This window comes from Ktedonobacter sp. SOSP1-52 (assembly GCF_016587395.1).
Map to the genome: position 1 here is coordinate 136,144 of NZ_BNJH01000008.1, position 24,745 is coordinate 160,888.

A 24,745-nucleotide genomic window follows, 5' to 3' on the forward strand; every position below is an offset into this window, starting at 1 on the left:
CGTAAAATGCAGAGAGTCATCCCATTGCTTATAATATTCATATAACATCTCAGGTGCCCTCGACGTTGACGCCACGGCCCATTGAGATTACAATAGATGCATGATCACTGATCCTTTGCATGCTGCTGTTGAATGGCTGATCGCCAGCCTCTCATATGGCACGACTTCCCAGGAGATTAGAGCTCATCTGGCTCCACGGCTCACCTCACAGGGGAATGTTGCAGCCTATTTTAACAAAAGCCATCGCTTTGCCGCTTTCCGCTCAACGACGCCCGTCATCGAAGCGTTTGAGCGGCGCGGATCATTCGAGGCCCTTGTCCTGCTGCGAGCAGGTTCACAGCAGTGGGAATTCGACGTCGCCTTGGAAACCGTCCCTCCCTATTTGATTCGTCGCTTCGCTCCTCGCCTCATTCCATCAGATGGATACCAGTGGAATGCCATTGCATCTCAGGTGCGTTCACGTGATCACTTTGAGTCTTCTCTGCCCAAAGAGGTTGCCGTTCGTATTCACCAGCGGCTCATCGATGTTGCCAATACAAGCCACCTGGTTGCGTTGGCTGTTGCCATTGCAACAAAAGGAGCAATAATTCACCAGGAACATCTGGGGGTGACTGATCTGGACTTTTTGCATCCCATTGATGCGGACACCGTGTTTCGAGTCGGCTCAGTGACCAAGATGGTCACGGCACTTGGTGTGCTGCGTCTTGCCCAAATGGGGAAACTGGACCTCGACGCCCCGGCCCAAAAATATTTACGAACGCTCGAACTGCTCCCAGCTTCTCCTGGTGACGTTCCTCCCAGTGTGGCCAAATTGTTGCTCCATTGCGGAGGGGTGCCCAGAGACCATATCAACGTCCGTCATGCAACTCTCGTCCAGGGCACACGCTTGAGTCACATTTCCCCACAGATCGTCCTGACGGGACCACCAGGAGGCCGACCAGAGTATTCCAATTTAGGCTATGAGATCCTTGGGACACTCATTGAAGACATTGCCGAGGAACCTTATAGTGCGTTCCTCTCACGAGAAATTCTCGACCGCTACCACCTGGCCGCATCCAGACTTCAGGACATAGGTACCTCTCTTCCAACCAGTGTGGTTGGGTATCGAGTAGGAGAGGGCCGTCTCGCTCCAAGCACCTCGCATACCTCGGCCTACCCCGCATCTGGTGGCATGACCAGTACCCTTGCCGATCTCGTCACACTTGCTCTTACCTTCTCAGAGGGAACTGACCCTTTGGTGCAAGCGGCACTAATGCGAACCGTGTCAGCAGGCCCAAAAATCCGTTTTGCGCCTGGTTTTGCTCTCGTGGATCGGCCGCAAGGAATGGTCGCATGGCGAACAGGGGCGGTCGAAGGCTTCACCGCAGAATTGCATGCGGTTATTGGTCGCTCAACTGCCGTCGTTTTCCTCGCGAGCAAATCTCCGCCAGAGAAGTTTGGAGAACTTGGCGCAGAATTGCTTGCTCTCCTCTGATTGGTTAACCTTGACTCGAATAAGTAGAGTCTCACAAGAAGAGATATTCTTGATTCAAGAAAGGGTCACTATGGTCAAGATCCATCCTCCGGTGTTATTGCGGAGAACAGCAGCATATTTCCATCGTTGCATTTTTGCTTTTCCTCCTTTCATTTAGATTTTTCATGCGAATTTCCCATCGATATACTCATGAAAGTGCTAGATCGCAGCTATCTCCTCCATCTCTGGAAAGTGAAGCTGTACAATATCAGCGGGTCCATACCGCTTCGGGTGTTTTTGGCGTTCTGGCTGCCGTAGTGCTAATATCCAGTCATGTTCGTCGGTCTGCCACAGGCGAAGTTGGGAACTACGAAAATGCGTTTCAATGCGCCGTGATCGTCTGACCTCTTCAATCTGCTTGTGATCAGGCGTGGTACGAATGGCATACTCTGCCAAAGTGGTTGCACGATGTTCAACTTTCAACATCCCATCATACATCCAGATCGAAACCTGCTCGCCTGCCAGTCCATCCTCCCCAAAGAAATGCCATTTCTTAAACCGAGCGAATCCCCGCTGGTCCAAATACCGGGTGAACTGTGTGGCGTACAGAACGTTTTGGAGGACCGAATCGGGGTAGGTACGGCCCAACACTCCACGCAAGACGGCATGAGGAGAATGTCGCCCATCCTGGCGCTTGTGGTGAGCAAAATGGTCCTCCTGATTGTAGTGCTTCCACCATGTTTGATGGACCTGCTGAACTTCGGGCCAGGTACGGGATTTTGCGAAGGCGAAATCACTCATACGTTTTTGGATACCAAAATTTGCCTCTGCGTAGGATAGGAAGCCGACGAGTTGCCTCATTACTGTGGTACTTTTTCGACTCCCCTCCCCCAAACCGGACGTGCTGGTTTCCTAGCATCCGGCTTTCCAGTATCGTTGGTGTATTCCCTTCATGAGCTTGGTTGCTGTCGTCTCATTGGGCGTCCATATTGGACGTCCTGGTGACACGTTCGGCATAGGATCAACGTCTTGCGGCGTCTGGCCGCCATGATTTGCACCCATCTGGGTTTCTCACGGCCTGGATATTTCTCCAGGTCCTTGAGTGCCCGAATGTGGTGTACTTCGATGGGGATGGTCTGGCTCGTTGCGCCGCATTGTTCGCATACCTGGGCCAGAAGCCTCTTCTCCAATTCAGAGCGCCCCATCGTTTGGTGTGGCGGTTGATCATTTAGGATTGCTTTGACATCCCATTGCAGTGAGATGCCGCCCCAGGTCGCTATCAGGGGTTTCTTTCCTTCACGTGGAATGACCACGCGAAGTCCTCGATGGGTCGTGCCGTTTTCTTCCCATTCGGCCTTGTACTTATCGCACATTTTCTGCACTGATGTTTTGTGTTTGTGTGCTAACGTCTTTGTGAGCGACACTTCCATGACCCATCTCAACAGGTCGAGGGTGTGCAGATTGTAGGCCAGGCGGTAATATTCGACAATTCCTCGGTACTCTAGTTGATAGAGGCCCATGATCGTAAAGTCGCTATCGTTTTCCAATTCAGGTCGATGCATGACCTTTTGGTTCTTTTTGTATCGGTCACATTTCTCCTTGAGCACCTCTGGCGGTACGCGTAATCCAATCCGTCCATTGACACTTCTGCCTTTGGTTCCACGTGCGACGTTCTTTATGCGCTTGGCATTTTTCTGGATGGTGGTAATATCGTACCCCAGGAAGCGTGCTGCTTGGCTTCTTGCGTGCGTGATGAGCGTCTTTGCTTTGGAGAGTTCCAAGTGGAGCTCGTCGCGCAGGAAGATTTCGAGTTGATGCTTGATTTCTTCCGCTTTTGATTTGGGACCGATAAAGCCGATGAGCCAATCGTCGGCGTAGCGACAGTATCTCAGGCGGCGAAAATCGGGATCGTGCGTATCCACTGATGGGAGCTTTTGCGCCTGTTTGCGGTACATGGCGGCTTGACCTTTTTCTCCTTTCCGGTAATGCTTCTCAGTTTGTCCCATCAGGTGTTGGTACGTCTTGTTCCGTTTTCTTTTCTCTCCTCTGGTATATTCTGGGATGAGGACTGTTTCTACAAACTTGTCCAGCTTGTCCAGTAGGATATTGGAAAGCACCGGGCTGACAACGGAACCCTGCGGAACACCACTGAGTGTCCGGTGAAATTTCCACTCCTCCAGGTAGCCAGCTTTGAGCAGTTGTCGGATGAGGTTGATGAACCGTCCATCATGGATATGTTCACTCAGCGCTGAGATGAGCAATTCATGGTCGAGGTTATTAAAGCAACCTGAAATGTCGCCCTCTATGAACCAGGTGGTTCCACTCCATCCGTAGTAAATCTCTCTCAGTGCTGTATGGCATCCACGTTCTTCTCGGAAACCGTGTGAGTGGTCGCTAAATGTCGGCTCGAAGTAAGCGGAGAGGATCATTCTGACCACTTCTCCAAGCAGTTTATCCGACCACACCGGCAAACCCAGTGGGCGTTGTTTTCCATCCTTTTTGGGGATGTAGGTTCGGCGCGCTGGTTTCCATCGGTAGCGTTCATGTCGCAGCGCTTCAATGATCGCATCAATTTTCTCCAGCGACATTCCATCAATGGTGTCCTCATTGACGCCTTTGGTGAGAACGCCCGCATTGCGATAGATTTTGCCATAGGCTTTGAGATAAAGATTTCTGTTGAAGAGTTGTCTGTAGACCCGCTCAAGAGGCAACCCCTTTTTGCCTCGCTCACGAACCAGTTCCAGGTAAACGTTGGCGTCCTGCATTACGCATACCTCTGTTTGGTGAAACTGCACGATACCTCCCCTGCGCTCTTTTATCAAGGGAGCGCTCTGGCCTACTTTCGTAGGTTGCCCCTTCGCCTTGTGAACGGCGTTACCGTCTCTGACTACTATGGGGGGTCCGCAGCCCTGGGCGTCGCCGCCTGTAGGCCGTCCCACGTTTGCGTCTATGGAACGTTGAGTGTGGTTAGGTGCCATGTTCTGTGTTATTCACACCAAGCTCATTGCTTGCGGTTCACTGGAGAGAGCGGTTTCGCACTAATTACATCACATGCGTATTCCAGTGTCGTCATTTCAGGTATGCTATGACGGGTGTGGCATATCACCACCAAGAACTTAGGTTCGTTATTCACTCACCATACACACAGGATTTGCAGAGCCAAGATTTACATACCTTCAACCTTTCTCCACTTTAATGACATGCTGTTTTCCTCTTCAGGTTTCCCTTCCAAGTAAGTCATTATCCTAGAGGTCATTTCGCTCTCGACCTCTCCTGCATTGCGCAGGAATTCCAATAGCCACCGACGCGGCGCACGTAATTCTGCCAGGGCTGCCCAGGTTCAATTCGTTCCTTTCGGCTGGATCAGGTATGAGATGCCACGGCTGGTAACGGCGAGTAGGATGTGAGGGTTGTAAAGGAGGTGCGAAAGAGATTCCACAGCCCATCTACGTGCAGCTTTAGATGATGTGATGTCTATGTGTAGGGGGCTCACGAGTCTGCGTCTGTGCGTCGCGAAGGTCGACATTTTCTTGCGCCAAAGATCGACCTTCTTCCACAGGAGTCGATGGTTTGGGTTGAGGTCGACGATCTTCTTCCACACCTCTGGACTGTCTTCGAGAAAATCGACTTTTGCGTATCATCGGTATTCGATCATTGAGCATCCCATCATTGAATGTGTTCATCTGTGTTCCAGGTGACGAGGAGGCCAATTCTCTTTCCTTAGACGATTGTGATGAGACCGATTGCGCCGGGCGAGCAAACTCCTCCCAGACAATCACGGACATCGATGCTCTCACCGCAGGGGTCACACGCATCCCAGAGGACTGCATCATCGCCACCAGACGCTCGACCGTACGCCCCACCTGCTCTCTTCTTTGCCAGATGGATCACCATGTCTCTGCGTCATCTGAGAAGCACGATCACGTGTTCCGTGCTCGTGTTGCCCCTGCTGCTGAGGTGGAACAAAACGGAGATGAAAATGGACTTTCCCCTTTTATTGGAAGTGCGTTTGAGCCCTTTGTGGATTCTTTATGATTTATGCGGGATGGTTCATAAGAAAGGAACGTAATCGCTCACTGAGGGCCGCGATTTCATCCCAGTTGCCCTTTGGGGCATCAGGCCAGTCCTGTATCACCCCGGAAGAGGGCGATATGTTGCTGGAGGCGCTAGGAAGCTAATTCAATCCCATCTCGGTATCCCCAGAAGCATCGATCCCATGTGCTAACAGATCGAGACCAGCCGTGACCATAGCGGAGAGACCAGCATAAATCGCCTCGGAAGATTCGCCTTTTAATCGCCGCCTCGCGTATTCCGCAAAGATCCTCGAATAAAGGGTCAGGATCAGATGCGCAACGAGGCGAGGCACGATATCGTCCGATTCTGTGCCCATGTCTTCGGCAAGGGCATGGGCCAGATCCTCTTCAACAGACTCAGTCATTTGCCGACCCCGAGCTTGCAGGGTAGGGCTTTCCCGAATCACCCGGAAGACCTGCTGCCGCGTAGAATCTTGCTCTGGGGACGGCATCGCTTTCAGAGATTCGAGACTGCCGAGCAGCAATTGGCGCAGAAAGGTGAGCAATGATTCGCCTTTCTCACGCTGACGAACGATTCCGGCCAGGGAAGCCTCCATAGGTTGATTGAGTCCAAAAAAGAGGTCCTCTTTCGTTGGAAAATAATTATAGACGGTATTTGCCGACACATCAGCCGCTTCAGCCACTTCGGTCACTGTCACCTGCTCAAAGCCACGCTCAATAAAGAGCTCTAAAGCCACTCTTGCGATCTTCTCCCGTGTCTGCTGCTTTTTTCGTTCACGTCGTCCTGGTATCTGTGTCATAAACGCATTGTAGCTCTTTTTGCAATGGACCGCAAGATTGGGGTTGACTTTCTTTCTGCATCGCGTCTATAATTAGGGTAACTTAAAAATTTAAGTTCATGTAAAAATACATGAGGTGCAGAAAGGAAGAACGATAATGGCAGATGTCTCTGTTCCAGTTTTGATTGTTGGTGCCGGACCAACCGGCCTCTCGACCGCGCTCTTTCTGGCGCAGCAACAGATCCCGTATATACTCATTGAACGACATCCAGGCACAGCGATCCATCCCCGACCGGTTGGCCTGGGAGCGCGGACTATGGAGGTATTTCGGGCGCTAGGGCTGGAGGAGAGAGTCAGGAAAGCCGCCAAGCCGCTCAGCAGGAGCCGGGGTGAAATTTTTGTCGAGACCCTTGCCTCCGCCAACATGGCACAAGTCAAACGCCTGAACCTGGATGGGAAAGATCTTGAGACGTTCGACCAGATGAAAGAAGCAGAGAAGGCTATCAGTCCTGCCACAGGCTGTCTGTGTAATCAGGCTGCTCTGGAGCCCGTGTTGTTTGAGGCGGCGCGGGAACGAGGGGGAGATCTGCGCCTTCAGACTGAATTGCTGTCTTTTGAGCAAGATGAGACGGGTGTGACGGCTCTCGTTGTGGATCGCAAGACGGGAGTGCAGCAGCGTATCCGTGCTGACTATCTGGTTGCTGCGGATGGGGCTAATAGCCTTGCACTGCGCACTCTTGCAATCCCGACGAAAAGCTTTACGTTGTCAAAGATGCATACACTCGCGATTGACTTTCGTGCAGACCTGAGCGAGCTGGTACGAGGCCACGAGTTTATACTCTGTACGATAGAGACCCCTGAAGCTCAGGGCCTGCTCATGGCAGTCAATAATAGTGATCGCTGGCTTTTTCAGATGCCCGGGTATCTCGAAAATGGAGAGTTGAAGGTCCCATCTGTCAAACGCTGCCAGGAGCTGGTGCGCAAGGCTATCGGGATACCTGACCTCGCGGTAGAAATCATGGGTGTTCTCCCCTGGGAGCCGCAGGAGAGGCTGGCTGAGCGCTACCAGGTTGGGCGAGTTTTCCTGGCTGGCGACGCGGCTCATATCATCCTGCCCACAGGCGGCGTGGGTGCGAATCTGGGCATCCAGGATGGACAGAATCTTGCCTGGAAGCTGGCCGCCGTTCTCCAGGGTTACGCTGATTCCACCTTGCTCTCGACCTACGAGACGGAAAGGCGTCACGTGGCTGGCTTTGCTGCCGAGCAGGAAGAGATCACCGACCGAGAAAAAACGACGGATAACGAACTACAGGCTCGCTTCGGATTCTACGCCTCGTCAGCTGTGCTCTCAGATGAAGAAGGAATCACACCAGACTATACGGAGCTGAAAGGGCAGTCCGGCTCACGTGTGCCTCACCTGTGGGTAGAGTATCAGGGCCGATGCATCTCAACTCTTGATATTACCAGTCGTCATTTCGTCCTGCTGACAGGCTCAGAAGGGAGAAGCTGGCAACAGGCTGCGCGGGAATGTGCTGCTCACTCTGGCATCGAACTGCCCGTCTATAGTGTTGGTTCTGAAGGAGAGCTTTTAGCAAGCAAGGAGAGCTGGCAACGGGCGACCGGCCTGCCTGATCATGGCATGCTCCTGGTTCGGCCTGACGGCTTTGTGGCGGCTCGTGTGAGCGCCCCTGATGAGGATAGGGGTCGGCAGCTTATGGGGATACTCTCGGCGTTGCATTTGTGTTCGAGGGTGCACCCTTAAAGAGGGATTGGAGAGCAACAAGGGAAGATGGGTGGAGGGGGCAAAACGGACTTGTAAACGGGACGTAGATAGTGTTTTGATTGTCAAGGGGGGGTAGCTAGTCGCTGACGAAAAACGAGCACAGCTTCTCCCCGCGCTGTGCCTGCGTCACAGCGCCCCGATGAGGCCAGCAGACAGGTCCACGCGCATGGATCAGGTTATGATCAATGCAGATGTGAACGGAAGTCTCAACATCGTCCGAAAAGCAATCCCTGAATCCTTCGGGCAGGGGATAGAGGGCGTGGCAGTCCGTCCCGTGGGTTTACCCACGTACTGAGCGATGCATGTCATTGTTCGGGTGAACTGTTGTACCTCTCGCTATTGTCCAGTTCTTGGACTATACCACACATCATATTTTATTACGTAAAATTGGTGGGGGATATATGTTTGTACACCGATTGCTTCTTGAGTACTTTGCTGATCTTTCGTAAGGGAATATATCATTTCGCAGATGAAAAGGAAACATATGAGTAATGCTCGTGGTACTGCGCTTGTGATTGGTGGGGGACTTGCTGGTATGTTGGCGGTCCGCGTTCTTGCGGATCACTTTCAGGAAGTGATCGTGATGGAACGGGATCATTTCCCTGCTTCTCCGCAAGCACGGTCTGGTGTTCCCCAAGGGAGGCAGCTTCATCTGCTCCTTTTGAAAGGGCAAACTGTTTTGAGGCAGTTGTTTCCTCATTTGGAGAAACATCTGCTAGAGAAGGGAGCGTTGCAACACGACTATGGCTCTCAATCTTTTTATTACTACTGCCAGGCTTCCTGCAATGCCGATGGCGTCGTCGACGGCCCCACACGTAGGGATGCTTGCGCGCATTCCAGTACGCCGTCGCCTTCTGTACCGCTTCCTCGATTTCTTGACAGGTCTCGAACCGTCTGCCTTTGAGCGCCAGCGATTTGAGCGTCTTCCACCAGGGTTCGATCAGGTTCAAGTAGGCTGCATAGGTGGGCTGGAACACAAACTCCCATCGGGGATACGCCACATTGAAGAGCAAGACATCCATCGCACGGTGCATGCTCAGGTTATCTAAAACGGCGTACACCCGCTCCACATCTTGGGGGATCCACTCCTCGAGCTGCTGGAGAAAGTCGATCCAGTTCACCAGCAAAAACAGAGGTGCCTCCATCCTGATGTGATTCTCCTTCTCTCGGTCTTTGAGAAAGAAAACGAACCATCCACCACACCGTTACCCTAACATACAGATGACCTTATCCCGGCTCTGCCCACGAGATACGCAACGAGATGCAAGCAAGCCAGCAATACAAGAGAGACAAAGTATACTGGATCCAAGAATGACAGAAAGGTCCACTTTCCCTATGCGCAAGATGCGCAGAAAAGCTTACGGGGCAGAGGTGCGAAAATGCATGACCGAGCAATCGCGGGAGCGCTTGTGACCGAGACGTTCGACTACGACGGTGGGCGGCAGGTGACAGTGTACGTCCCGCCAGATCCGCCCGAGGCAGTCGTCTTCGCCGGTGACGGTCAGAGGATCTCGCAGTGGGGCCGGTTCCTCGAGGCAGCGGACGTCCCGCCCACGATGATCGTTGGTGGACACGGGCTGACGGACGAGAAGCTGCGACTCCAGGAGTACTCACCGGTCTTTGACGCTGAACGGTTCGCGGCACATGAGAAGTTCTTCGTCGAAGACGTCCGCCAATGGACAGCGTCGCGGTTTGGAGGAGCGCTGCCCACTGAACGCACCGCGGTGTTCGGTGCCTCGGCGGGTGGAGAGCTCGCGCTCGCTCTTGGGCTCCGGCATCCCGACGTCTACGGTGCGATCTTCTGCGCCTCGCCGGGCGGAGGCTACAAACCAACTGAGGTGATGTCGAGTCGGCTTCCGCGCACGTATCTTGTTGCCGGCACGCAAGAGCCGTTCTTCCTTGAGAACGCGACGAGGTGGGCGGCCGCGCTGCGCGATGCAGGTGCAGACGTTGTCATGAAAGAGCGGGTTGGATCGCACGGCGGCGCGTTCTGGCGAAAAGAGTTCCCGCTGATGGTGGCGTGGGCGTTTGGACGCGAATAGATTCCCTTCTACGTATTGAAAGAACGCGTGGTGAAGAAAAGAAAAAGGCACAGAGCTTCTTCGCCCTGCTGAGATATTCGGAGGGAAAGAGAGCGTGATCAGTTGTTCTGTTGAAGTTCGTTCCTCCTCAAGAGTGTGTGGCGAGGTGGGCAGGAACCCCAGCCACGGTGACGCGCACGTGCGGTGGACCGAACCAGGCATTGCGCGCAAGCCGATCCGACCAACTCCACCGGTCATGCAAACGGACCGCACGTGGTGGGCGAGGTGGTAGAGGAATGTGCTGTGGGGTCTCAACAAGTGGAAGGATTTCAATGTATTGACCACGCCAGTGAGCCGTCCAGGTCCCTCGAAGTGCACGCCCCGTAACATCGACCCAACGGGTGGCTGCCAGGATGCCTGTTTGAGGCTCCAGCGAGGAAGGTGCTGGGAGCAGACGACGAACGGCACTGACCCGGCGTGCTCGGTTGCCTTTCGCGCCACGTGCCTGACACTGCTCACGCAAGGGGCAAGGCCGACAGTCATCCAACTGCACCACGAACACGGCCCGTTGGCTGAACGCGTTCTCTTGCTGGAGTTCACTCAACCAGAGGGTCGCTCCGGTCGGGCAGCGAAGCGAGACCGCGTCATGCAGGGTAAACGCGCTGGCCGGGATCTGACCCCGACCGCTGTCTCTGGCCAAGTGCCAGGGACCGTAGGTCTCGGTTGACGGATCAGACGAGCACAGCCGTGGAGGACGTTCTTTTGCAGGAGACCACTCCATCTCGCGCCGCTCCTTTCCTTGCATGGCGTGTCCGAGCGCGAGTCGAATATTCCACACCCACTGGCATGCGATTTGCCAGAGTTCCTGTCCGCATTCTGTGTACGAGCACCACCGGTCGGGATCATCTTCCAGATCCTCCTCGGCGAAGATAGTTTCAAACGCCCCACGCCCGTGATACAGGTTCACCACATCTTCAATCAACAAGCCCTCGGCATCCAGGGTCGTGATGAAGAGTTCATAGATCCACTCTCCTACGCGCTTGCCAACCTTCACGGTGGAATCAGGAGAAGGAGCCAGGGAACGGGTCACAATCACCCGGACGGAGGGCAGTTCTTCTCCTAAAGCGAGCCAACCTCCCTCAAACAACTCAACAACCTCGCCGGTGTTTTTCCGGGCCATGCTGGAAGTTGGTGGGTGGGCCGAGTGCTTGCTGGATGGAAGGACGCTCTAGCAGTTGATAGCCCTTGCCGCGAGTGACCAGATGCATCCCGGTGCGCATGATTTGGGCGATGACTGCCGCATCGCCATATTGCCCGTCTAAGCGGATGAGCGCTGTTTCAGGAGGGAGGGAAAACTGTTCCAGATAGGTCGTCACTGCTTGGAGGGTGCAGGCGAGTTCTTCCCGATAGTCTCCGTTGCCTTTGCCTGAATACGTCCCAATCCATTGCCGTGTGTGCATCTGGAGCGCAGCCGTCCGTGAGCGCACTACTTCACCGCGCTTGCGTCCCATGTAGCCCGGAGCACAGACCGCATCGAGGCGACGGCGAGGAGCAGACAATTCCGGAGCCGTTGGGAGAGCTCGTTGACGAGCGGTCTGACGGGTGGCATCCACATCAAAGACGATGAAGCGACGTCCTTACCGATCGAAGATGCCCCCGATGGAATCTCCGGTCCATCCATCAGTGAAACGGTACTGCTGAAAGAGGGGACGAAAAGCTTCGAGGCAAGGACGATCGACATCCGCTAAAAAGCGGCTCAAGCTGGCCCGATGCGGACAACACCGGCGTCCAAACAAAGCCATGAACGCTGGCCCAAAGGGAGCAACTCGCGCACAAAACGCTTCTAAGGTGCGCTCCCCGCTGATGGCATAGCCCAACAAGAGAGCGAGAAAATCAATGGGTTCATAGCGGCCGAAGCGCCCACGGATCAGACACACCTTGTGGGCAAAGGCATCGAGTAATCCTTTCGTCGTGAGATACTGCACAATGACGGTCACTTCCGCAAACCAGGGCGGTACTGCTGGCCAAGGGGCTTCAGAGGTCTGGATTTCAATACACGGGTTGGTTATCATGGAGCACAGAGACCTCCCATCTTGAGACGAAACAACAGCTTCTCTCTCAAGTAGAGACCTCTTTTTCCTTTATGCTGCTAGCTTGCTTGCATCTCTTTGCGTATCTCGTGGGCTGACCCATAGTTTTGCAGAAAAACTTCACGAATAGTAGAAAACAGGTATAAGGCAGAAGCGCTCCAAGGTGGTAGGCTTCTGCCTTCGTCTCTCATTATATTCACCAGCATATATGTTGGTGAAACGGTCATTTCATCTCTGCCGTCCCCTCCTCGGTGGGAAACCCTTGCTTGCTCCACTCATTGAAGCCGCCTGCCATACTCACCACATTGGTGTAGCCCATCGACTGGAGTGTCTGAGCCGCCAGCATCGAGCGCCCACCAGAGGCACACGCGACAATGATGTGAGCATCCCGCTTCGTCGTGAGTTCTGGTTTGGCGTAAGGCGTTGTCGGGTCTGCATACCATTCTAGCATGCCGCGTGGGGCTAGTACTGCCCCTGGAATATGTCCTTTCTCCCACTCAACGGGCTCCCTGACATCAAGCAGCAGACCAATTTGTCCCTGATCCAACTTCTCTCTCGCCTGTGCGACGGTGAGTTCTGGGATGGTTTTGCGGGCTTCGGCAACAATCTGAATTGCACTCTTCCCCTGTTCGCTGTTCGGTGTTGACATGGTTCTTTTCCTTTCTTCTCGGTATGAGAATTAGCGAGCGTTCATTGAATCGAGGCATTCCTCCCCCCGCATTCATGCGGGGGAGGAATGCCGAGTCCTTTTCAGGCGCATGGGTGGCGAGGTTCCTTCTCCTTTCCGGTTTTCCTACATTGTTTGAGAAGAAGAATGTAGACGCTACGAACAGGTCAGCACAAAGGCACTCCTCTGCATAGCACGAGAAACTGTTTGTGATGCATGGTTACCTGCATCAGTCGCGCCAGTTCAGCATGCCAGGATCGGCATGGGGCCAAAGCCCTACTCGCTTGTTCAACCTGCGAGTACCCTTTCCTGGTGGGGCGACTCTCTACGGAGAGTGGCGGTTGGTTGAGCCGCTCGTCACCCGTCCCAACGACCTTCAGGCTTGTCCTGCTGGTGAATGCATCCACCCCTGGTCCCCTGGGAGAGGGAGGTGAGGTGCAAGCCCCTAGGTTTACCCATGGGGTCTGGTGACTGAAGAATAAGGAGAAAGCTCGAGATGTTTTTTCAGAGTAACTCCCCTCCATTGAAACCCAATCCCATCCCTCCTGCCTGCGTCTCGCGGTCAATAGTAAGCGTGCAATGCCCAGCCCATCCTACAGCAATACAGGCATCCTGATCGGTTCGGATAGGACAGTGGTTTGTGCCATGATACATCCTCATCTCTTGCACCAATGTTGCTCCTTAGTGGATGGACAATTCCTCATTGGTTCTGCAGGATCCTTAATCTCGCTTTTGCATTGCTTTCGTCTTCCTAAGCATAAGGAAAATGAGGAGAAATGTCACCATTAGAAAGAATGGAAAAAAGCAGTAGACAAGCCCAGCAAGAAAGAGTAGAATGCTTGTGTTCGTGATAATACGTGATAATTGTGTATAAGTCTCCTTATCATCTGGGAACAGGCTTATGAAAGGAAAGGCGACGTCGCCTGATCTCCTGAACGAACGCGAACAAGAGATTTTGAAGCGACTATCAACCGGATTATCAGATCAGCAGATTGCCGACGAGCTCTTTCTGAGTCCAAATACCATTAAGTGGTACAACCGCCAGATTTACAGCAAACTGGGGGTCAAAAGTCGTACTCAAGCTATCGCGTGCGTGAAAGACCTCGGTTTGCTCGAGAGCAAGGTCTCGACGTCGCCGCATCCGGTATCCAGGTCGAATCTTCCCCCACAGACCCTCCTTTTTATCGGGCGCAGCCGTGAAATTGCTGAAGTAAAGCAACTGCTGGACACATCCCGTCTGCTGACTCTCACTGGCACCGGAGGAACTGGCAAAACGCAGCTGGCGTTGCGGGTGGCGACAGAGGAAGCTTCAGCATACACTGATGGTGTCTGCTTCGTCGACCTTACTCCCCTCTCAGATTACACTCTGGTGACAAAAGCCATCGCCTCCGTGCTTGGTGTAGTTGAACGTCCTATGGAACCCCTACCAGATACCCTGAAACGGGCGCTTGCCCAACGAGAGCTGTTGCTACTGATTGACAACTTTGAGCATGTCATCAAGGCAGCTCCACTGGTATCCAAGTTACTGGCAGCTTCTTCACGCCTGAAAGTCCTCGTCACCAGCCGGGAGCCATTGCGCATCGCCGGGGAGCAGGAATACCTCGTCCCGCCGCTCTCACTGCCTCTCGCTGAGGCACCTTCCGTTGAGAGCCTCATCAAATCCGAAGCAGGTCTACTCTTCCTTAGACGTGCACAGATGACACTGCCCCGCTTTACGCTGAGTGAAGTTACAGCCCCGGCGATTGGGCGAATCTGTATCCGTCTTGATGGGTTACCGCTCGCTATCGAACTGGCTGCGGCGCGTTGTAAACTGTTCACGCCGCAGGCGTTGCTGGAGCGGTTGGAAGGAACGAGGGATAGCTCGCCTTTGCGTCTGCTCGCAGGCGGTTCACGTGACGCCCCGCCGCGACAGCGAACCCTGCGCGACTCCATTGAATGGAGCTATAACCTGCTTGATGAGGATGAGAAACATCTGTTGGCGCGACTAGCAGTTTTTCGTGGGGGCTGCTCGCTGGAAGCCATCGAGGGCATTTGTGGTGAAGGTCTATCCATTGATGTATTAGACGGGCTAGCATCCCTGGTGGATAAACATCTCGTGCAGCAGAAAGAGATGCCAGGCAGTGAACCACATTTTGTCATGCTGGAAATGATCCAGGAGTACGCACGTGAGCGACTGAAAACAAGCGGTGAAGAGGAAACAACGCGGAGACGGCACGCTGAGTGTTTTGTTGAGCTGGCAGAACGTGCCGAGCCAGAGTTGCGGCTGGCAGGGTACGATTATTGGTCTGGGCGGCTCGAATTGGACATGGAGAATATCCGTGCGGCGCTCTCCTGGTCATTGAGCAGTGGAGATGTGGCGCTGGGCATACGATTAGCGGGTGCTCTCTGCCTGTTCTGGTACGGTGATGGGTATCATGTTGAAGGGCGCCGATGGACCCAACAACTCTTAGAGCGGCTTGATGAAGTATCTTTGGTGTATCATCCCAAGTTCCTGCTCAGCGCTGGACATCTAGCCTTTCTCTACGATCTCGATGCCGCAAAGCCCCTGTTTAGGAGAGCGCTTGAGATTTCCCGTGATTTAGGGGATCGGCTCCAGATGGCCTGGGCACTTGCTTTGCTGGGCTACACGATGTTGCGAGAGCGATCTGCAGCCATGCCTCTCGTTGAGGAAAGTCTAGCATTGTTCCGCGAACTTTCTCATCAACCAGGGATGGCGCAGGCGCTAAACATCATGGGGGAAATAGCGCGTTTCAGTGGGGATGATGACCTTGCCAGGCACGCTTATGAGGAATGTCTTGCAGTATCCCAGCAAACGGGAGAAACACGCCGGATCGTCTTTATGTATAATAACCTCACCTACATCGCCCTACATGAAGGTGAGGCTGGGCGCGCCAGAGACCTGGGACGCCAGGGGCTACAGTTAGCACGCGCAATCAACAATAGGCTCCAAATAGCAACGGATCTGGCGCTCCTCGCAGGGGCCGTTGGTACGTTGGGCCAGCCGCAGCAAGCCGCACGTTTGCTCGGCGCTTCAGAAAGAATCCTGGAGAGATTGGGAGCCTTCCACCAACCGAATGACAAACGGGAGATAGATGGCATAATCGCCGCTGTGCGCGCCCAACTCGATGAGGAGACCTTCCAGGCTACCTGGGCCCAGGGACGCGAGCTGACACTAGAACAAGCTGTGGCCCAGGCGCTTGATGAGTAAGACGTCCAAATTTCAGGCGATTCGTAGTGGTCTTTGACATTTTGGGCTTGAGCCCACCGCAAGCCCCAGAGCGGCAACAAGCCAGAAGACAACAAACTCACGCCCTCCCCTGAGTGCATCATCTCACCACATCACTGGGCAGCCTTCAGTCGCATCAAGCCATCTCGCCATCGTGCTCAGTGCAGCCATTCCTCTTCGCGTGCTGGCGCTCTATGAGAGGCAGGGACCCGATGAGGGCGACCTGGAAGCAGCCCGTCAGGCAGGAACACTCCTCGCATCAAAAGGGGATCGCCTCCTCTTTCGAAGCGAGGTAAGAGGTGAAACGGCTGATCTCTTCAATCGTGTTGCGCTAGCCCTGGCGGTGCTCTCGTTTGCACCAGGGGCGTGACATGCTTTGGGCAGCATTTTGAGGCTCAGGCGATCCTCACAGGGTTCTTTGGCGCCCAAACGGCGGAACAGTATTGTCAGCACATAACAGGAACAGCTCACACGAACCAGCCAGAATAGACTCCTGACAACGTACATGCAGCTGATTCACCCTCCTCAGAAGAGATGTAAGCGCTTTTCTTTCGGTAGAATCACAAGCGTTTTAACACCCGGCGCGGGAAGTCCCGTCTCCATTCATGGGACGGGATGAAAGCGCCGTTCCTTTCGGGCTGGGTGGGTGGGGCCGCCTCCAACCAACTTGCTCTCGCTTTCCCTGACACGCTTCTCTGAAGTACGGGATCGTTCTGAGAGGCAACTCAAGAGTGAGTATATCCGGTTTTCCCACTTGTCCCATCTACTCTTTTCTGCTATCATGCTCTGCATGCAAACGGTAAAAATCTATCAACTGAATCATCTGTCGCCTACACTCTTCCAACGCCTCAAAGCTGCTCAGGTGGAAGCCGCACAAGCGTGGAATTGTTGCATGGAAATGCATAAAGCCGCACGTCTCGCCCATCTGCCCTGACCAGGACGAGACGCGTTGCAGAAAGCCACCAAGGGCCGTTTTGCCCTGCAGAGCCAATCAGTACAAATGATCGTTGCCGTCTTCCTCGCCACCATCCAGACCACCCGCCAGCTCCGTCACACCCATCCCCAGATGAAGATGAAGTATCCCTGGCGCACCAAACGTTTTTACCCGGTCAAGTGGCCTGCGCAAGCAGTGAGCAAAGAACATGGGCGGGTGGTCCTGCCCATGGGCAGAGGGCGCCCATCCCTCGTCCTGCCCATCGAGCTTCCAGAAAACAGCGGGGCGTGTACCCTGGTCTGGAACGCTGGGTTTGAACTGCACGTCTGTGTGCAGGTCCCACAGGCCGAGGAGGCTGCAGGCACCGTCCAGGCCACCGTTGATTTGGGCGAGATCCACCTGGCAGCCGTTACGACGAACACAGGCAAAGCCATGATCGTCACCGGACGTGGTATTCGCTCGCTCAAACGCCAGCGGACGAAGCAATTGGGCCAGTTTGCCAGGAAGCAATCCCGCTGTAAACAGTATTCGCGTCGCTGGAAAAAATTGCAACGCGCCAAGAACAAACAATGCCGACGAGCCGAGCGACGCATTCGCGACCTGCGACACAAAGCGACTCGCAACGTCATCGACTTCTGTGTTGAGCAGCAGGTTGGGACCCTCTTCATCGGCAATCCTCATGGGGTTCGTGACAAGAAGAGTGGCAGACACCACAATCAACGTCTGGCCTTGTGGGAGTATGGCAAGGACATTGACTATCTCACGCACAAAAGCCAGGCTGCTCACATCATGAGCTTCACCGGCTCGGAACGAGGAACCTCGAGCCAGTGTCCTGCATGTGGGCATAGACACAAGCCCAAGGGAAGACAGTGGGCATGCCGCGCCTGTGGGTTCACGGGGCACCGTGATCTGGTGGGTTCGGTCAATATGCATCAACTCAGCTTTGGTTGTCAGGTGAAGTTTCCTCAATCCTTCACGTATCTCCGTCCACCTGGCTTGTCCAGGCCAAGGAGTAGTCGGGCAGACACGCCCCAACGTTGTCTAAGCAAGGAATCGGCCCAACCACGTCTCGCGGAGACGGTCTCCTCGGAGACAGGCCAAACCGGTGACGTGGCTTAGAAGCCCGTCCCGTTTACGGGACGTGGAGTGTCACCAAAGCTAGCATCCCTAACACTGAACCATAATTGCCTAATATCACTACCTCCTGAAATCGGCGGACTAACAAATTTGAGGCAGTTGCATATAGGAAACGCAGGGGTCTCTTTCATGCCAGAGCATGTTCGAAACCAGGCAGACTGGCAAAAGTACACTGAGAACCACAATCAGCTCAGTGAGTTACCTCAAGGGGTATGGAATTTAAAACATCTGGAATCCCTCGACCTATGATACGTGGCTGGGGTGGACGCTGGTATCCGGTGGACAGCGTGTACATTGCGTATGCGGGCCGCACGCTTCTCTCATAAAGGAGCCTGGCTGATGAAAGATCGCCTGAACTGTCTGCTGATCTGTGGTCGGCGAGAGCTTCGACGCGCTTCCCGCAGCAATGTCAGGAACCTCAGCCGGTATATGGCCGAACTCGAAGAACTGATTGAGAGCTACCGCACCTTCGCCACGACCCTGACTCTCTCAACATCTGTGGAGCGAGCTACTCGCCGCAAGCTCGTTGCGCGAAAACCCTCAGGATCTGCTTCGCCAGCGACAGACGCCAGAAAGGCGAGAAAAGAGCTCTTGGCGTGGACGAGGAGAAAGCAGACAATCCTGAGCTTGCCCCCAATCCGCGTTGCCAGAATACCCACCATGAGCTGTGGCGTTGTCAGCACGCGCACCGAGCCCTCCGAGTCTTCCCATCCCCTTGCGCATGGATGGGAAGAGCGGATGGGTGGGGTGAGCAGTATTCATTGACACCGATGCGGTCTCCATGCTATCATCTGACCAATGAGTAAAAGATATCTGTTCCCCTCAGGCGGTGTGAAACCGCTTTTGACCGCGTAAGCCCGGCACTTTTGGCTTACGTGGCTGTTTGTGAATAGCGCCCTCCTCACGCGCAGCGCTGATCGCGTTGGTGCGAGGATATGCGTTGTCTTCATCCTGCGATGTATCTCAGCCCCGTGTTGATTGGACCGCGCCTCGGTTGCCGGGCTCCTTTTGCTTCCCTTCTTGCAGAAACAAGTCGAACGAAAGGATGTTTCATGACCAACACGGAAGTCATTCCACCACAGCCCGTTTCCCTTTGGCGCAATCGTGACTATCTTTTGCTTTGGCTCGGCAACGCCGTCTCCTCGCTCGGCACTTCATGCACACAGTTCGCGTTTCCACTGCTCATTGTGGGACTGACGCGTTCGATCGCTGCTGCCTCCCTCGCGTATAGCCTGGGACAGCTTCCCTATGTCCTGTTGAGCCTCCCCGCCGGGTCGCTGGTGGATCGCTGGCCGCGCAAACGCGTGATGCTGCTCTCTACCTTCTGCTTGATGGTGTGCGTGGCGAGCATTCCCCTGGCGCTGGGCCTTTCCAGCGGTCCACTGCGGCTGCTTCTCCTCTACGCCATTGCCTTTGGCCTGGGAGCCATTTCGCTTTTCTACGAGCTGGCCCAATTTGCAGCACTGGCATGGATCGTGCCAAAGAGCCAGCTCACCACAGCAGTCGCACAGAACGAGGTGATTGTTGGCTCCAGCGCGCTTGTCGGACCCGCCCTGGGTAGCTGGCTCTTTAGCATCAGCAGGCTGCTCCCGTTCGTCACCGACGCGCTTTCCTCTCTGATCTTGCTCAGCTCACTCTTCTCCATACGCTCGCCCATGCAAGATGAACGGAGGACGCAGCGTCACCACCTGCTCCAAGAAGTGCGCGAGGGGCTCACCTGGCTGCGGGAGCATATGGTCATACGCTCGATCTTCCTCATTTCCAGCTATGTCAACCTCACCATCACAGCCAGTATGCTTCTCGTCCTGGACATTGTGCAACAGCAGCATATCCCGTCGGTGCTCTACGGCCTGATCGGAGCATGTGGCGGCGTCGGGAACCTGCTTGGCGCGGCGCTCTGCCCGCCGTTGCAGCGGCGCATACGCTTTGGCCTCACGCTTCGCTGTACCCTGATCGTGTTCGTGGTGTTCTTCCCTCTCTATGGCTTCATCACGACGCCACTGCTGTTGGGAGCCGTCTTCGCTGCCATCGCTCTCTCCGACTCGATCCGTGCTATCTTCATGGACAGTTATCGCTTCGCTGTCGTTCCAGGTGCCCTGCAAGGCCGCGTCAATGGCGTCTCTCGCCTGATCTTGTTCAGCGTCCAAACCCTCGGCTCCTTTGCACTCGGGCTGAGCCTGGAGCATCTGGGCGTGTTGCCGACCGTGGGCATCGTGTGGAGTGGCCTGCTTCTGATCACCGGATTTCTGTTTCTCTCTCGGCACATGCGGCAAGCGACATTCCCACAAGAGTAAATTCCACCATGCTGCGGCTGATTCTCAGATGTAGGGCTTCTCTCTTGTTCACAGGAGAGAAGCCAGCGGTTCGCAAATGATGGTTCGCGCGACGTATGGCCCTCGCGGGTTCCCACCCAAATTGACAAAAACAGGGTGAAGCGATCCGCCCCAGAAGCTGGTTTTCAGGCAGTCAATGGGGGTCTGCTCACCATTGGGGGCAATTTCCCACGTTTGAGGGCAAAACTGACTCATATGGTAGGTCATTTACCATCTGGCACAAGCTGCTCCTGTCGCGACGGCATTCTTTCTTGGCTTGATGGTTGGCCGGTTCGGTTGGCGCGCAGGTGCTCAAGCGTGGCTGGATGCGTGAGGCATTTTTGCTCTCTACTGCTCTTTGTGGGAGCGTGTTGTGCGGCATCATCGTCGCCATCTTTTCCGGCCAAGTACTGGTCGCCTACGCCGCAAGCGTGCTGGTCGGCTGTCTTTGCGCCAGAAACTGCTTCGAGCGGCACAATAGAGGGAATGAGCAGGGGCGGTCATCAAGATGCTACCTGTCTCCCGCAGCTGTTTTTCCATCAAGGTGATGCAGTGTGCGTGCATTCACACCATTCGCGCCGCCTTGACTCTCATCCGTTTGCGTCGTTTTTTGCCCTGAAGCGTGCTTGGCCAGAAGCTCCTTTTCGTTTCTGCCAGCCAGTCGCGTGGGCGATACCGCCCTTGACTGGAGCGGGTGAGCGCTTTGTGCCGAGAGCGAGCGGGGTCCTGCATTGAGGAGCGTCACTATCTCCCGCTCGCTCTCGCTCTTTGAGTCTTCCCACTCCAGTCAAGGGTCGATGCTCTCGGTATCGCTTACTCCACGCTCCTGGCAGGAGCAGGCATTTCAGCGCATCACCCAAGCCTCAAGCTCGCAAGGATGCTTGATGAGCCTGCGGCTCCCCTCCTCCAGAAGTCTTGACACATAGACACATTGGTGTACTATCCGGGTTGGCTTCGGGGATTGGCGCAAACATGAACAGGTGGGCCAGGCCCTCTTTCTCAATGAATTCCAGATCGGCGCCTTCGGCCAGTGCTCGTTCCCGCAAGAGGAGAGGATTGGATAAAGAGAATCATCTGTCCCGACGGTCAGGAGCAGGGGACCGATCCCAGCGAGGGAGACCCAGGATACGCATGAAAACCACCCATAAGTGAGAGATTTTTTCACGTATTCTGGACCTCCCTTCATTACGTCTACTCGGCCCGAGTGTAAGACCTATTCATTCGACAGATACCCGTGGGACTGATCTGCTCATCAGGCGAATCGCCAGCAGAGCGATCCAAATGCCGCCGCCAATGATGCCAATCCGTTCAATGAGTCCTGTTGGTCCCCCATCTAACAATTTGGCGGTGAGGACGAAGGCGACATCAGAGGCGGCGACCAGCAGACCAGTGGCAACCGAATACCAGGACCAGCCGCGCCTTTCGAGCGCCGCATCGCGCCGTGCCAGCACGAAGCAAGCCGCAATCAGCGAAGTGAACTGAAGCTGACCAAAGAGGATATGAATGGCTCCGTGAATGGTTAGCGTGCTCGACGCTCCTGGTGGGTAACCTAGCGACGGGTCGGGAAGGATAGGCCCGGTGACGATGAAGGTGAGGCCATAGATGCCGAGCAGGATGGGTCCCCAGGTGGAACCACGTCCGGTGCGCAGGAGCAGCCTCATCCCGATGGCAAAAGCGAGCAGGAGCGCTCCGGTGACGATGTAGTTGGTGCTTTGTATCCACCCACCTTCCCCCAGTTCGAGGTTGCTATCGGGGACTATCCAGGCGTTGTAGCCAGGGCGTATGGCCCCAAGGATGAGAATGACAACACTGTTGAGCAGCGGAGCAATGACACCGCAAGCCAGGAGCAGTCTCGTCGCCACCGGCTGCTCTCCAGCGCTTTGTGCTGAGGTTTCCATGTGTTTTTCTCCTTTGCCGTAAGATGAGGGAGTCATAATTGTGTGTTCCTTTCATGATTGCTTTGGTGAACAGGCTCCTCCTGTTAAAGTCGCGATCAGGGGGACGACTTCCGAGAGAAGCGGACACAAGACGTAACCACACGATGGTTCCAGTAGCGTCCACGCTGCGTGTGAGAAAGCTCAACATGCGTCAAGTATTTCCGAAAATCCAGGCAGCAGCAAAGACCAGCACTCTTCCACCAACCACTTGTAGTGCTGAAGAGTCATGGAAGAAATCGGCGTCAATCATCTGCTCTCTTCGTACCGATGGTGATACGCACAAAGCGCGCAACAGGACCTGGCTGCGCCTGTACATCCAGACCCGCCTGTTCAAAAAGCACACGCATCTGCGCTGCACTGTGAACACGTGGAAGCAGCCATGCAAGCCAGGTGGGTAAGGTGAAATCAGCGAGCAGAAAGAAGCCACCAGGTCGCAACACTCGGGCGACCTCACGCACACCGGCAGCCTGATCCCGCCAGTGATGAAAAGAGATGGTCGAGAGCGCTAGATCGACCGAGGCATCCTCCAGTGGCAATGCCTCACCGGAACCCATGGAGAAGCGAGCCTCTGGTGTGAGCTGGCGTGCGACTTCCAGCATTTTGTGCGCCGGATCGACCCCAGAAAGGTGTGCCTCCGGCCAATAGTCATGCACTTTCCGCAAGAGTCTCCCGCTCCCACAGCCGATGTCCAGCACACTCGCCGGTTTGAAGCGGCTGGCGGCTTGATGTAATACTGCGGAGTGAACTGGATCAAACAGGCGTTGCTGCATCCAGGAACGCTCGTACGTCGATCCCCAGCGCTCGAAGAGTTCAACATCAAGTGTGTGGTGTTTGCTTTTCATTTTCTATTTTCCATCTTTCTCCTTCTCTGTTCAAGTTTTCAGAATGACATGTTTGCTACCGAATATGGTATTCTGAGGAGAGAATACAAGGGAGTGTTCTCCCTGGCAAGCACAAAGCAGGGAAACCATTCTCTACCGAACAACTGGCCCTAATTGTTCGTCAAAGAAGGAGGGACAGGAGTGAAACAGCAGAAAGCCGATCGTCGTTCCCAACGTACCTATCGCCTGGTGAACTCCGCCTTTGCGGAACTCGTGGGAGAAAAACCCTATGATGAGATTCTGGTGCAGGATATTTTGGATCGGGCAAACATTGGCCGTACTACCTTCTATGCCCATTATTTCGATAAAGAGGATGTCCTCAATAGTATCATAGAGCAGGAGCTGGAGCGGCTCACTCGCCCGATCGCCCATGCAGTAGCAAGACAACGGGTCCTGCCCAGTCTGGAACTGTTTGAGCATGCGTACCACTCTGAGAATCAGCAATTACGGGTGCTGATGCGAAGCCGTGCGGGCAAGTTCTTGTGGGAAGCCTTGCAGACGGCACTCTGCCAAGCGATTGAACCGGCTCTTTCCACCCTGCGTGCAGAAAGACGTTCGCCGCCGATCCCGCTGCCAGTGGTCTCTGAGTACCTGGCCAGTACCTTGCTCACCTTGCTCAAATGGTGGGTCGCTGCTGATATGCCCTACCCACCAGAACAGATGGAGCACATTTTCCAGCAACTGGCGCTACCCGGAGTGTGGTCAATGCTCAAGGAAACGTGAGCAGACATCGGCAAGCATATCTGAGCTCCTCTTGCTGGGCAGAGCTTGAAAGCAACCTCATCCGCAAGGGATATTCAAGGAATTCTTGGTCTAGATGCGCAAGCACTGCGATGGCGTGAGGCCCTGCCCATCGGGTTTCTCGTCCCACCGGAAGGGCCGATTTTCGTCCTCGGAGGACGGATCTTTGGGAACGAGGCGCCGCAAGTCGCGGATCAGCGCCACTCGCACCTCCAGTTCATGTCCAGTGTGCTCAGGCAATGGCAGACCGAAGCGCGCTAGCGCTACCTCCCGGATGATCTTGCCTCGTCGATCCACTTGCAAAGGCGCAAACTCTCCCACCTCCCGGAACGACTCCAACCCTGCATATTGATCGGTGCGCAGGATCGTTACTACCCTTCGCCTGTCAACGCTGCCAGAAACTCTGCCGACATACTCTCGCGGTCCACGACGATGTGCTTGAGGTGAGCCATTCCTGCCGCCTGCTCATAGCGCGTGAGCATAGCTGGTAGAGGGGCGGCGGGGCGAGGAGAAGGTCTTTCCGCGCCTCCCCAAGCACCTCGATATCCACGCCTATCGTCGACAGTATGCCCAGGCACTCTATCAATCCCTTTCTGGCCGTCCTCTTCCCCCGTCACAGGGGCGACTCCCCCTTGGCATTCTTGATGAGGAAGCCGTCCTGGCCGTGTCACGCGCGCTGGGGCATAACCGTCGAGGCGTGGTTTTGGCCTCCTACCTGCGCTAAGCAGAAACCATCACCCAGGAACAGTG

At 54.8% G+C, this 24,745-nt stretch carries 23 protein-coding genes; 10 read left to right on the forward strand and 13 right to left on the reverse strand.

What is annotated here, in order from left to right; translation table 11 throughout:
• The first annotated feature begins 100 nt into the window (after positions 1–100).
• Complete coding sequence (locus JMJ16_RS52395; RefSeq protein WP_201394651.1) at positions 101–1,474, forward strand: serine hydrolase; 1,374 nt, start codon at positions 101–103, stop codon at positions 1,472–1,474.
• A gap of 198 nt (positions 1,475–1,672) precedes the next feature.
• On the opposite strand, the gene JMJ16_RS52400 is transcribed toward JMJ16_RS52395, so the two are convergent.
• The 3 genes from JMJ16_RS52400 to JMJ16_RS52410 all read right to left on the reverse strand — a co-directional run bounded on the left by JMJ16_RS52400 (position 1,673) and on the right by JMJ16_RS52410 (position 6,287).
• Entirely contained in the window at positions 1,673–2,314 is a 642-nt protein-coding gene (locus JMJ16_RS52400; RefSeq protein WP_201394652.1) for a hypothetical protein, read from the reverse strand.
• An 89-nt stretch (positions 2,315–2,403) separates the two neighbouring features.
• Positions 2,404–4,218, reverse strand: coding sequence for a reverse transcriptase/maturase family protein (locus JMJ16_RS52405; protein ID WP_201382848.1), 1,815 nt, complete (start codon positions 4,216–4,218; stop codon positions 2,404–2,406).
• Positions 4,219–5,627: 1,409 nt separating this feature from the next.
• A complete protein-coding gene (locus tag JMJ16_RS52410) occupies positions 5,628–6,287 on the reverse strand; it encodes a TetR family transcriptional regulator (RefSeq protein WP_201394653.1) in 660 nt (219 codons plus the stop codon).
• A gap of 136 nt (positions 6,288–6,423) precedes the next feature.
• Here JMJ16_RS52410 and JMJ16_RS52415 point away from each other — a divergent pair, with 136 nt between their 5' ends.
• Positions 6,424–8,028 (forward strand): FAD-dependent oxidoreductase, encoded by a 1,605-nt coding sequence (locus JMJ16_RS52415; RefSeq protein ID WP_201394654.1) that lies wholly within the window; start codon positions 6,424–6,426, stop codon positions 8,026–8,028.
• A gap of 479 nt (positions 8,029–8,507) precedes the next feature.
• On the opposite strand, the gene JMJ16_RS52420 is transcribed toward JMJ16_RS52415, so the two are convergent.
• Complete coding sequence (locus JMJ16_RS52420) at positions 8,508–9,194, reverse strand: transposase (protein ID WP_201394655.1); 687 nt, start codon at positions 9,192–9,194, stop codon at positions 8,508–8,510.
• A gap of 234 nt (positions 9,195–9,428) precedes the next feature.
• Between JMJ16_RS52420 and JMJ16_RS52425 the strand changes: the two genes are divergently transcribed.
• A complete protein-coding gene (locus JMJ16_RS52425) occupies positions 9,429–10,091 on the forward strand; it encodes an esterase family protein (RefSeq protein WP_201394656.1) in 663 nt (220 codons plus the stop codon).
• A gap of 127 nt (positions 10,092–10,218) precedes the next feature.
• On the opposite strand, the gene JMJ16_RS55720 is transcribed toward JMJ16_RS52425, so the two are convergent.
• From JMJ16_RS55720 to JMJ16_RS52440, 4 genes are all read right to left on the reverse strand, one after another.
• Positions 10,219–11,250 (reverse strand): transposase, encoded by a 1,032-nt coding sequence (locus tag JMJ16_RS55720; protein ID WP_236602207.1) that lies wholly within the window; start codon positions 11,248–11,250, stop codon positions 10,219–10,221.
• Positions 11,219–11,683: a hypothetical protein gene (locus JMJ16_RS55725; protein WP_236602208.1), complete on the reverse strand. Its 465-nt coding sequence runs from the start codon at positions 11,681–11,683 to the stop codon at positions 11,219–11,221. Before JMJ16_RS55725 ends, JMJ16_RS55720 begins: the two co-directional genes overlap by 32 nt.
• A 24-nt stretch (positions 11,684–11,707) precedes the next feature.
• Positions 11,708–12,142, reverse strand: a complete 435-nt coding sequence (locus tag JMJ16_RS55730) for a hypothetical protein (RefSeq protein WP_236602210.1) — start codon at positions 12,140–12,142, stop codon at positions 11,708–11,710.
• 241 nt (positions 12,143–12,383) lie between these two features.
• Complete coding sequence (locus tag JMJ16_RS52440) at positions 12,384–12,809, reverse strand: rhodanese-like domain-containing protein (RefSeq protein ID WP_201372906.1); 426 nt, start codon at positions 12,807–12,809, stop codon at positions 12,384–12,386.
• Positions 12,810–13,043: 234 nt separating this feature from the next.
• Between JMJ16_RS52440 and JMJ16_RS52445 the strand changes: the two genes are divergently transcribed.
• Entirely contained in the window at positions 13,044–13,298 is a 255-nt protein-coding gene (locus tag JMJ16_RS52445; RefSeq protein ID WP_201394658.1) for a hypothetical protein, read from the forward strand.
• Positions 13,299–13,331: 33 nt separating this feature from the next.
• Here JMJ16_RS52445 and JMJ16_RS52450 read toward each other — a convergent pair whose 3' ends face one another.
• Positions 13,332–13,496, reverse strand: coding sequence for a hypothetical protein (locus JMJ16_RS52450; protein ID WP_201394659.1), 165 nt, complete (start codon positions 13,494–13,496; stop codon positions 13,332–13,334).
• A gap of 232 nt (positions 13,497–13,728) precedes the next feature.
• On the opposite strand from JMJ16_RS52450, the gene JMJ16_RS52455 reads away from it, so the two are divergent.
• The 5 genes from JMJ16_RS52455 (at position 13,729) to JMJ16_RS52475 (ending at position 20,418) form a co-directional block, all read left to right on the forward strand.
• Entirely contained in the window at positions 13,729–16,035 is a 2,307-nt protein-coding gene (locus JMJ16_RS52455) for a LuxR C-terminal-related transcriptional regulator (protein ID WP_201394660.1), read from the forward strand.
• Between the two features lie 172 nt (positions 16,036–16,207).
• Positions 16,208–16,423, forward strand: coding sequence for a hypothetical protein (locus JMJ16_RS55735; protein WP_236602211.1), 216 nt, complete (start codon positions 16,208–16,210; stop codon positions 16,421–16,423).
• A 579-nt stretch (positions 16,424–17,002) separates the two neighbouring features.
• Positions 17,003–18,106, forward strand: a complete 1,104-nt coding sequence (locus JMJ16_RS52465) for an RNA-guided endonuclease TnpB family protein (protein ID WP_201394661.1) — start codon at positions 17,003–17,005, stop codon at positions 18,104–18,106.
• Between the two features lie 357 nt (positions 18,107–18,463).
• The gene (locus tag JMJ16_RS52470; RefSeq protein ID WP_201394662.1) at positions 18,464–18,889 is read left to right on the forward strand and encodes a hypothetical protein; all 426 of its coding nucleotides are present in this window, start codon (positions 18,464–18,466) and stop codon (positions 18,887–18,889) included.
• A 287-nt stretch (positions 18,890–19,176) separates the two neighbouring features.
• Complete coding sequence (locus JMJ16_RS52475; RefSeq protein WP_201394663.1) at positions 19,177–20,418, forward strand: MFS transporter; 1,242 nt, start codon at positions 19,177–19,179, stop codon at positions 20,416–20,418.
• A gap of 1,235 nt (positions 20,419–21,653) precedes the next feature.
• Here JMJ16_RS52475 and JMJ16_RS52480 read toward each other — a convergent pair.
• Positions 21,654–22,334, reverse strand: coding sequence for a DUF998 domain-containing protein (locus JMJ16_RS52480; protein ID WP_201394664.1), 681 nt, complete (start codon positions 22,332–22,334; stop codon positions 21,654–21,656).
• A gap of 281 nt (positions 22,335–22,615) precedes the next feature.
• Positions 22,616–23,215: a class I SAM-dependent methyltransferase gene (locus JMJ16_RS52485; RefSeq protein ID WP_201394665.1), complete on the reverse strand. Its 600-nt coding sequence runs from the start codon at positions 23,213–23,215 to the stop codon at positions 22,616–22,618.
• A gap of 180 nt (positions 23,216–23,395) precedes the next feature.
• Here JMJ16_RS52485 and JMJ16_RS52490 point away from each other — a divergent pair, with 180 nt between their 5' ends.
• Positions 23,396–23,977 (forward strand): TetR/AcrR family transcriptional regulator, encoded by a 582-nt coding sequence (locus JMJ16_RS52490; RefSeq protein ID WP_201394666.1) that lies wholly within the window; start codon positions 23,396–23,398, stop codon positions 23,975–23,977.
• A gap of 90 nt (positions 23,978–24,067) precedes the next feature.
• On the opposite strand, the gene JMJ16_RS52495 is transcribed toward JMJ16_RS52490, so the two are convergent.
• A complete protein-coding gene (locus JMJ16_RS52495; RefSeq protein ID WP_201394667.1) occupies positions 24,068–24,316 on the reverse strand; it encodes a hypothetical protein in 249 nt (82 codons plus the stop codon).
• A gap of 50 nt (positions 24,317–24,366) precedes the next feature.
• Positions 24,367–24,612: a hypothetical protein gene (locus JMJ16_RS52500; RefSeq protein ID WP_201394668.1), complete on the reverse strand. Its 246-nt coding sequence runs from the start codon at positions 24,610–24,612 to the stop codon at positions 24,367–24,369.
• Positions 24,613–24,745 lie beyond the last annotated feature (133 nt).

Coding starts and splice junctions, on each gene's coding strand:
- JMJ16_RS55730 (WP_236602210.1), bottom strand. CDS start 12,142: ATGATAACCAACCCGTGTATTGAAATCCAGACCTCTGAAGCCCCTTGG.
- JMJ16_RS52420 (WP_201394655.1), bottom strand. CDS start 9,194: ATGGAGGCACCTCTGTTTTTGCTGGTGAACTGGATCGACTTTCTCCAG.
- JMJ16_RS52425 (WP_201394656.1), top strand. CDS start 9,429: ATGCATGACCGAGCAATCGCGGGAGCGCTTGTGACCGAGACGTTCGAC.
- JMJ16_RS52470 (WP_201394662.1), top strand. CDS start 18,464: ATGAAAGATCGCCTGAACTGTCTGCTGATCTGTGGTCGGCGAGAGCTT.
- JMJ16_RS52400 (WP_201394652.1), bottom strand. CDS start 2,314: ATGAGGCAACTCGTCGGCTTCCTATCCTACGCAGAGGCAAATTTTGGT.
- JMJ16_RS52480 (WP_201394664.1), bottom strand. CDS start 22,334: ATGGAAACCTCAGCACAAAGCGCTGGAGAGCAGCCGGTGGCGACGAGA.
- JMJ16_RS52410 (WP_201394653.1), bottom strand. CDS start 6,287: ATGACACAGATACCAGGACGACGTGAACGAAAAAAGCAGCAGACACGG.
- JMJ16_RS52415 (WP_201394654.1), top strand. CDS start 6,424: ATGGCAGATGTCTCTGTTCCAGTTTTGATTGTTGGTGCCGGACCAACC.
- JMJ16_RS52485 (WP_201394665.1), bottom strand. CDS start 23,215: ATGAAAAGCAAACACCACACACTTGATGTTGAACTCTTCGAGCGCTGG.
- JMJ16_RS52455 (WP_201394660.1), top strand. CDS start 13,729: ATGAAAGGAAAGGCGACGTCGCCTGATCTCCTGAACGAACGCGAACAA.
- JMJ16_RS52440 (WP_201372906.1), bottom strand. CDS start 12,809: ATGTCAACACCGAACAGCGAACAGGGGAAGAGTGCAATTCAGATTGTT.
- JMJ16_RS52395 (WP_201394651.1), top strand. CDS start 101: ATGATCACTGATCCTTTGCATGCTGCTGTTGAATGGCTGATCGCCAGC.
- JMJ16_RS52445 (WP_201394658.1), top strand. CDS start 13,044: ATGGTTACCTGCATCAGTCGCGCCAGTTCAGCATGCCAGGATCGGCAT.
- JMJ16_RS52475 (WP_201394663.1), top strand. CDS start 19,177: ATGACCAACACGGAAGTCATTCCACCACAGCCCGTTTCCCTTTGGCGC.
- JMJ16_RS52405 (WP_201382848.1), bottom strand. CDS start 4,218: ATGCAGGACGCCAACGTTTACCTGGAACTGGTTCGTGAGCGAGGCAAA.
- JMJ16_RS55720 (WP_236602207.1), bottom strand. CDS start 11,250: ATGGCCCGGAAAAACACCGGCGAGGTTGTTGAGTTGTTTGAGGGAGGT.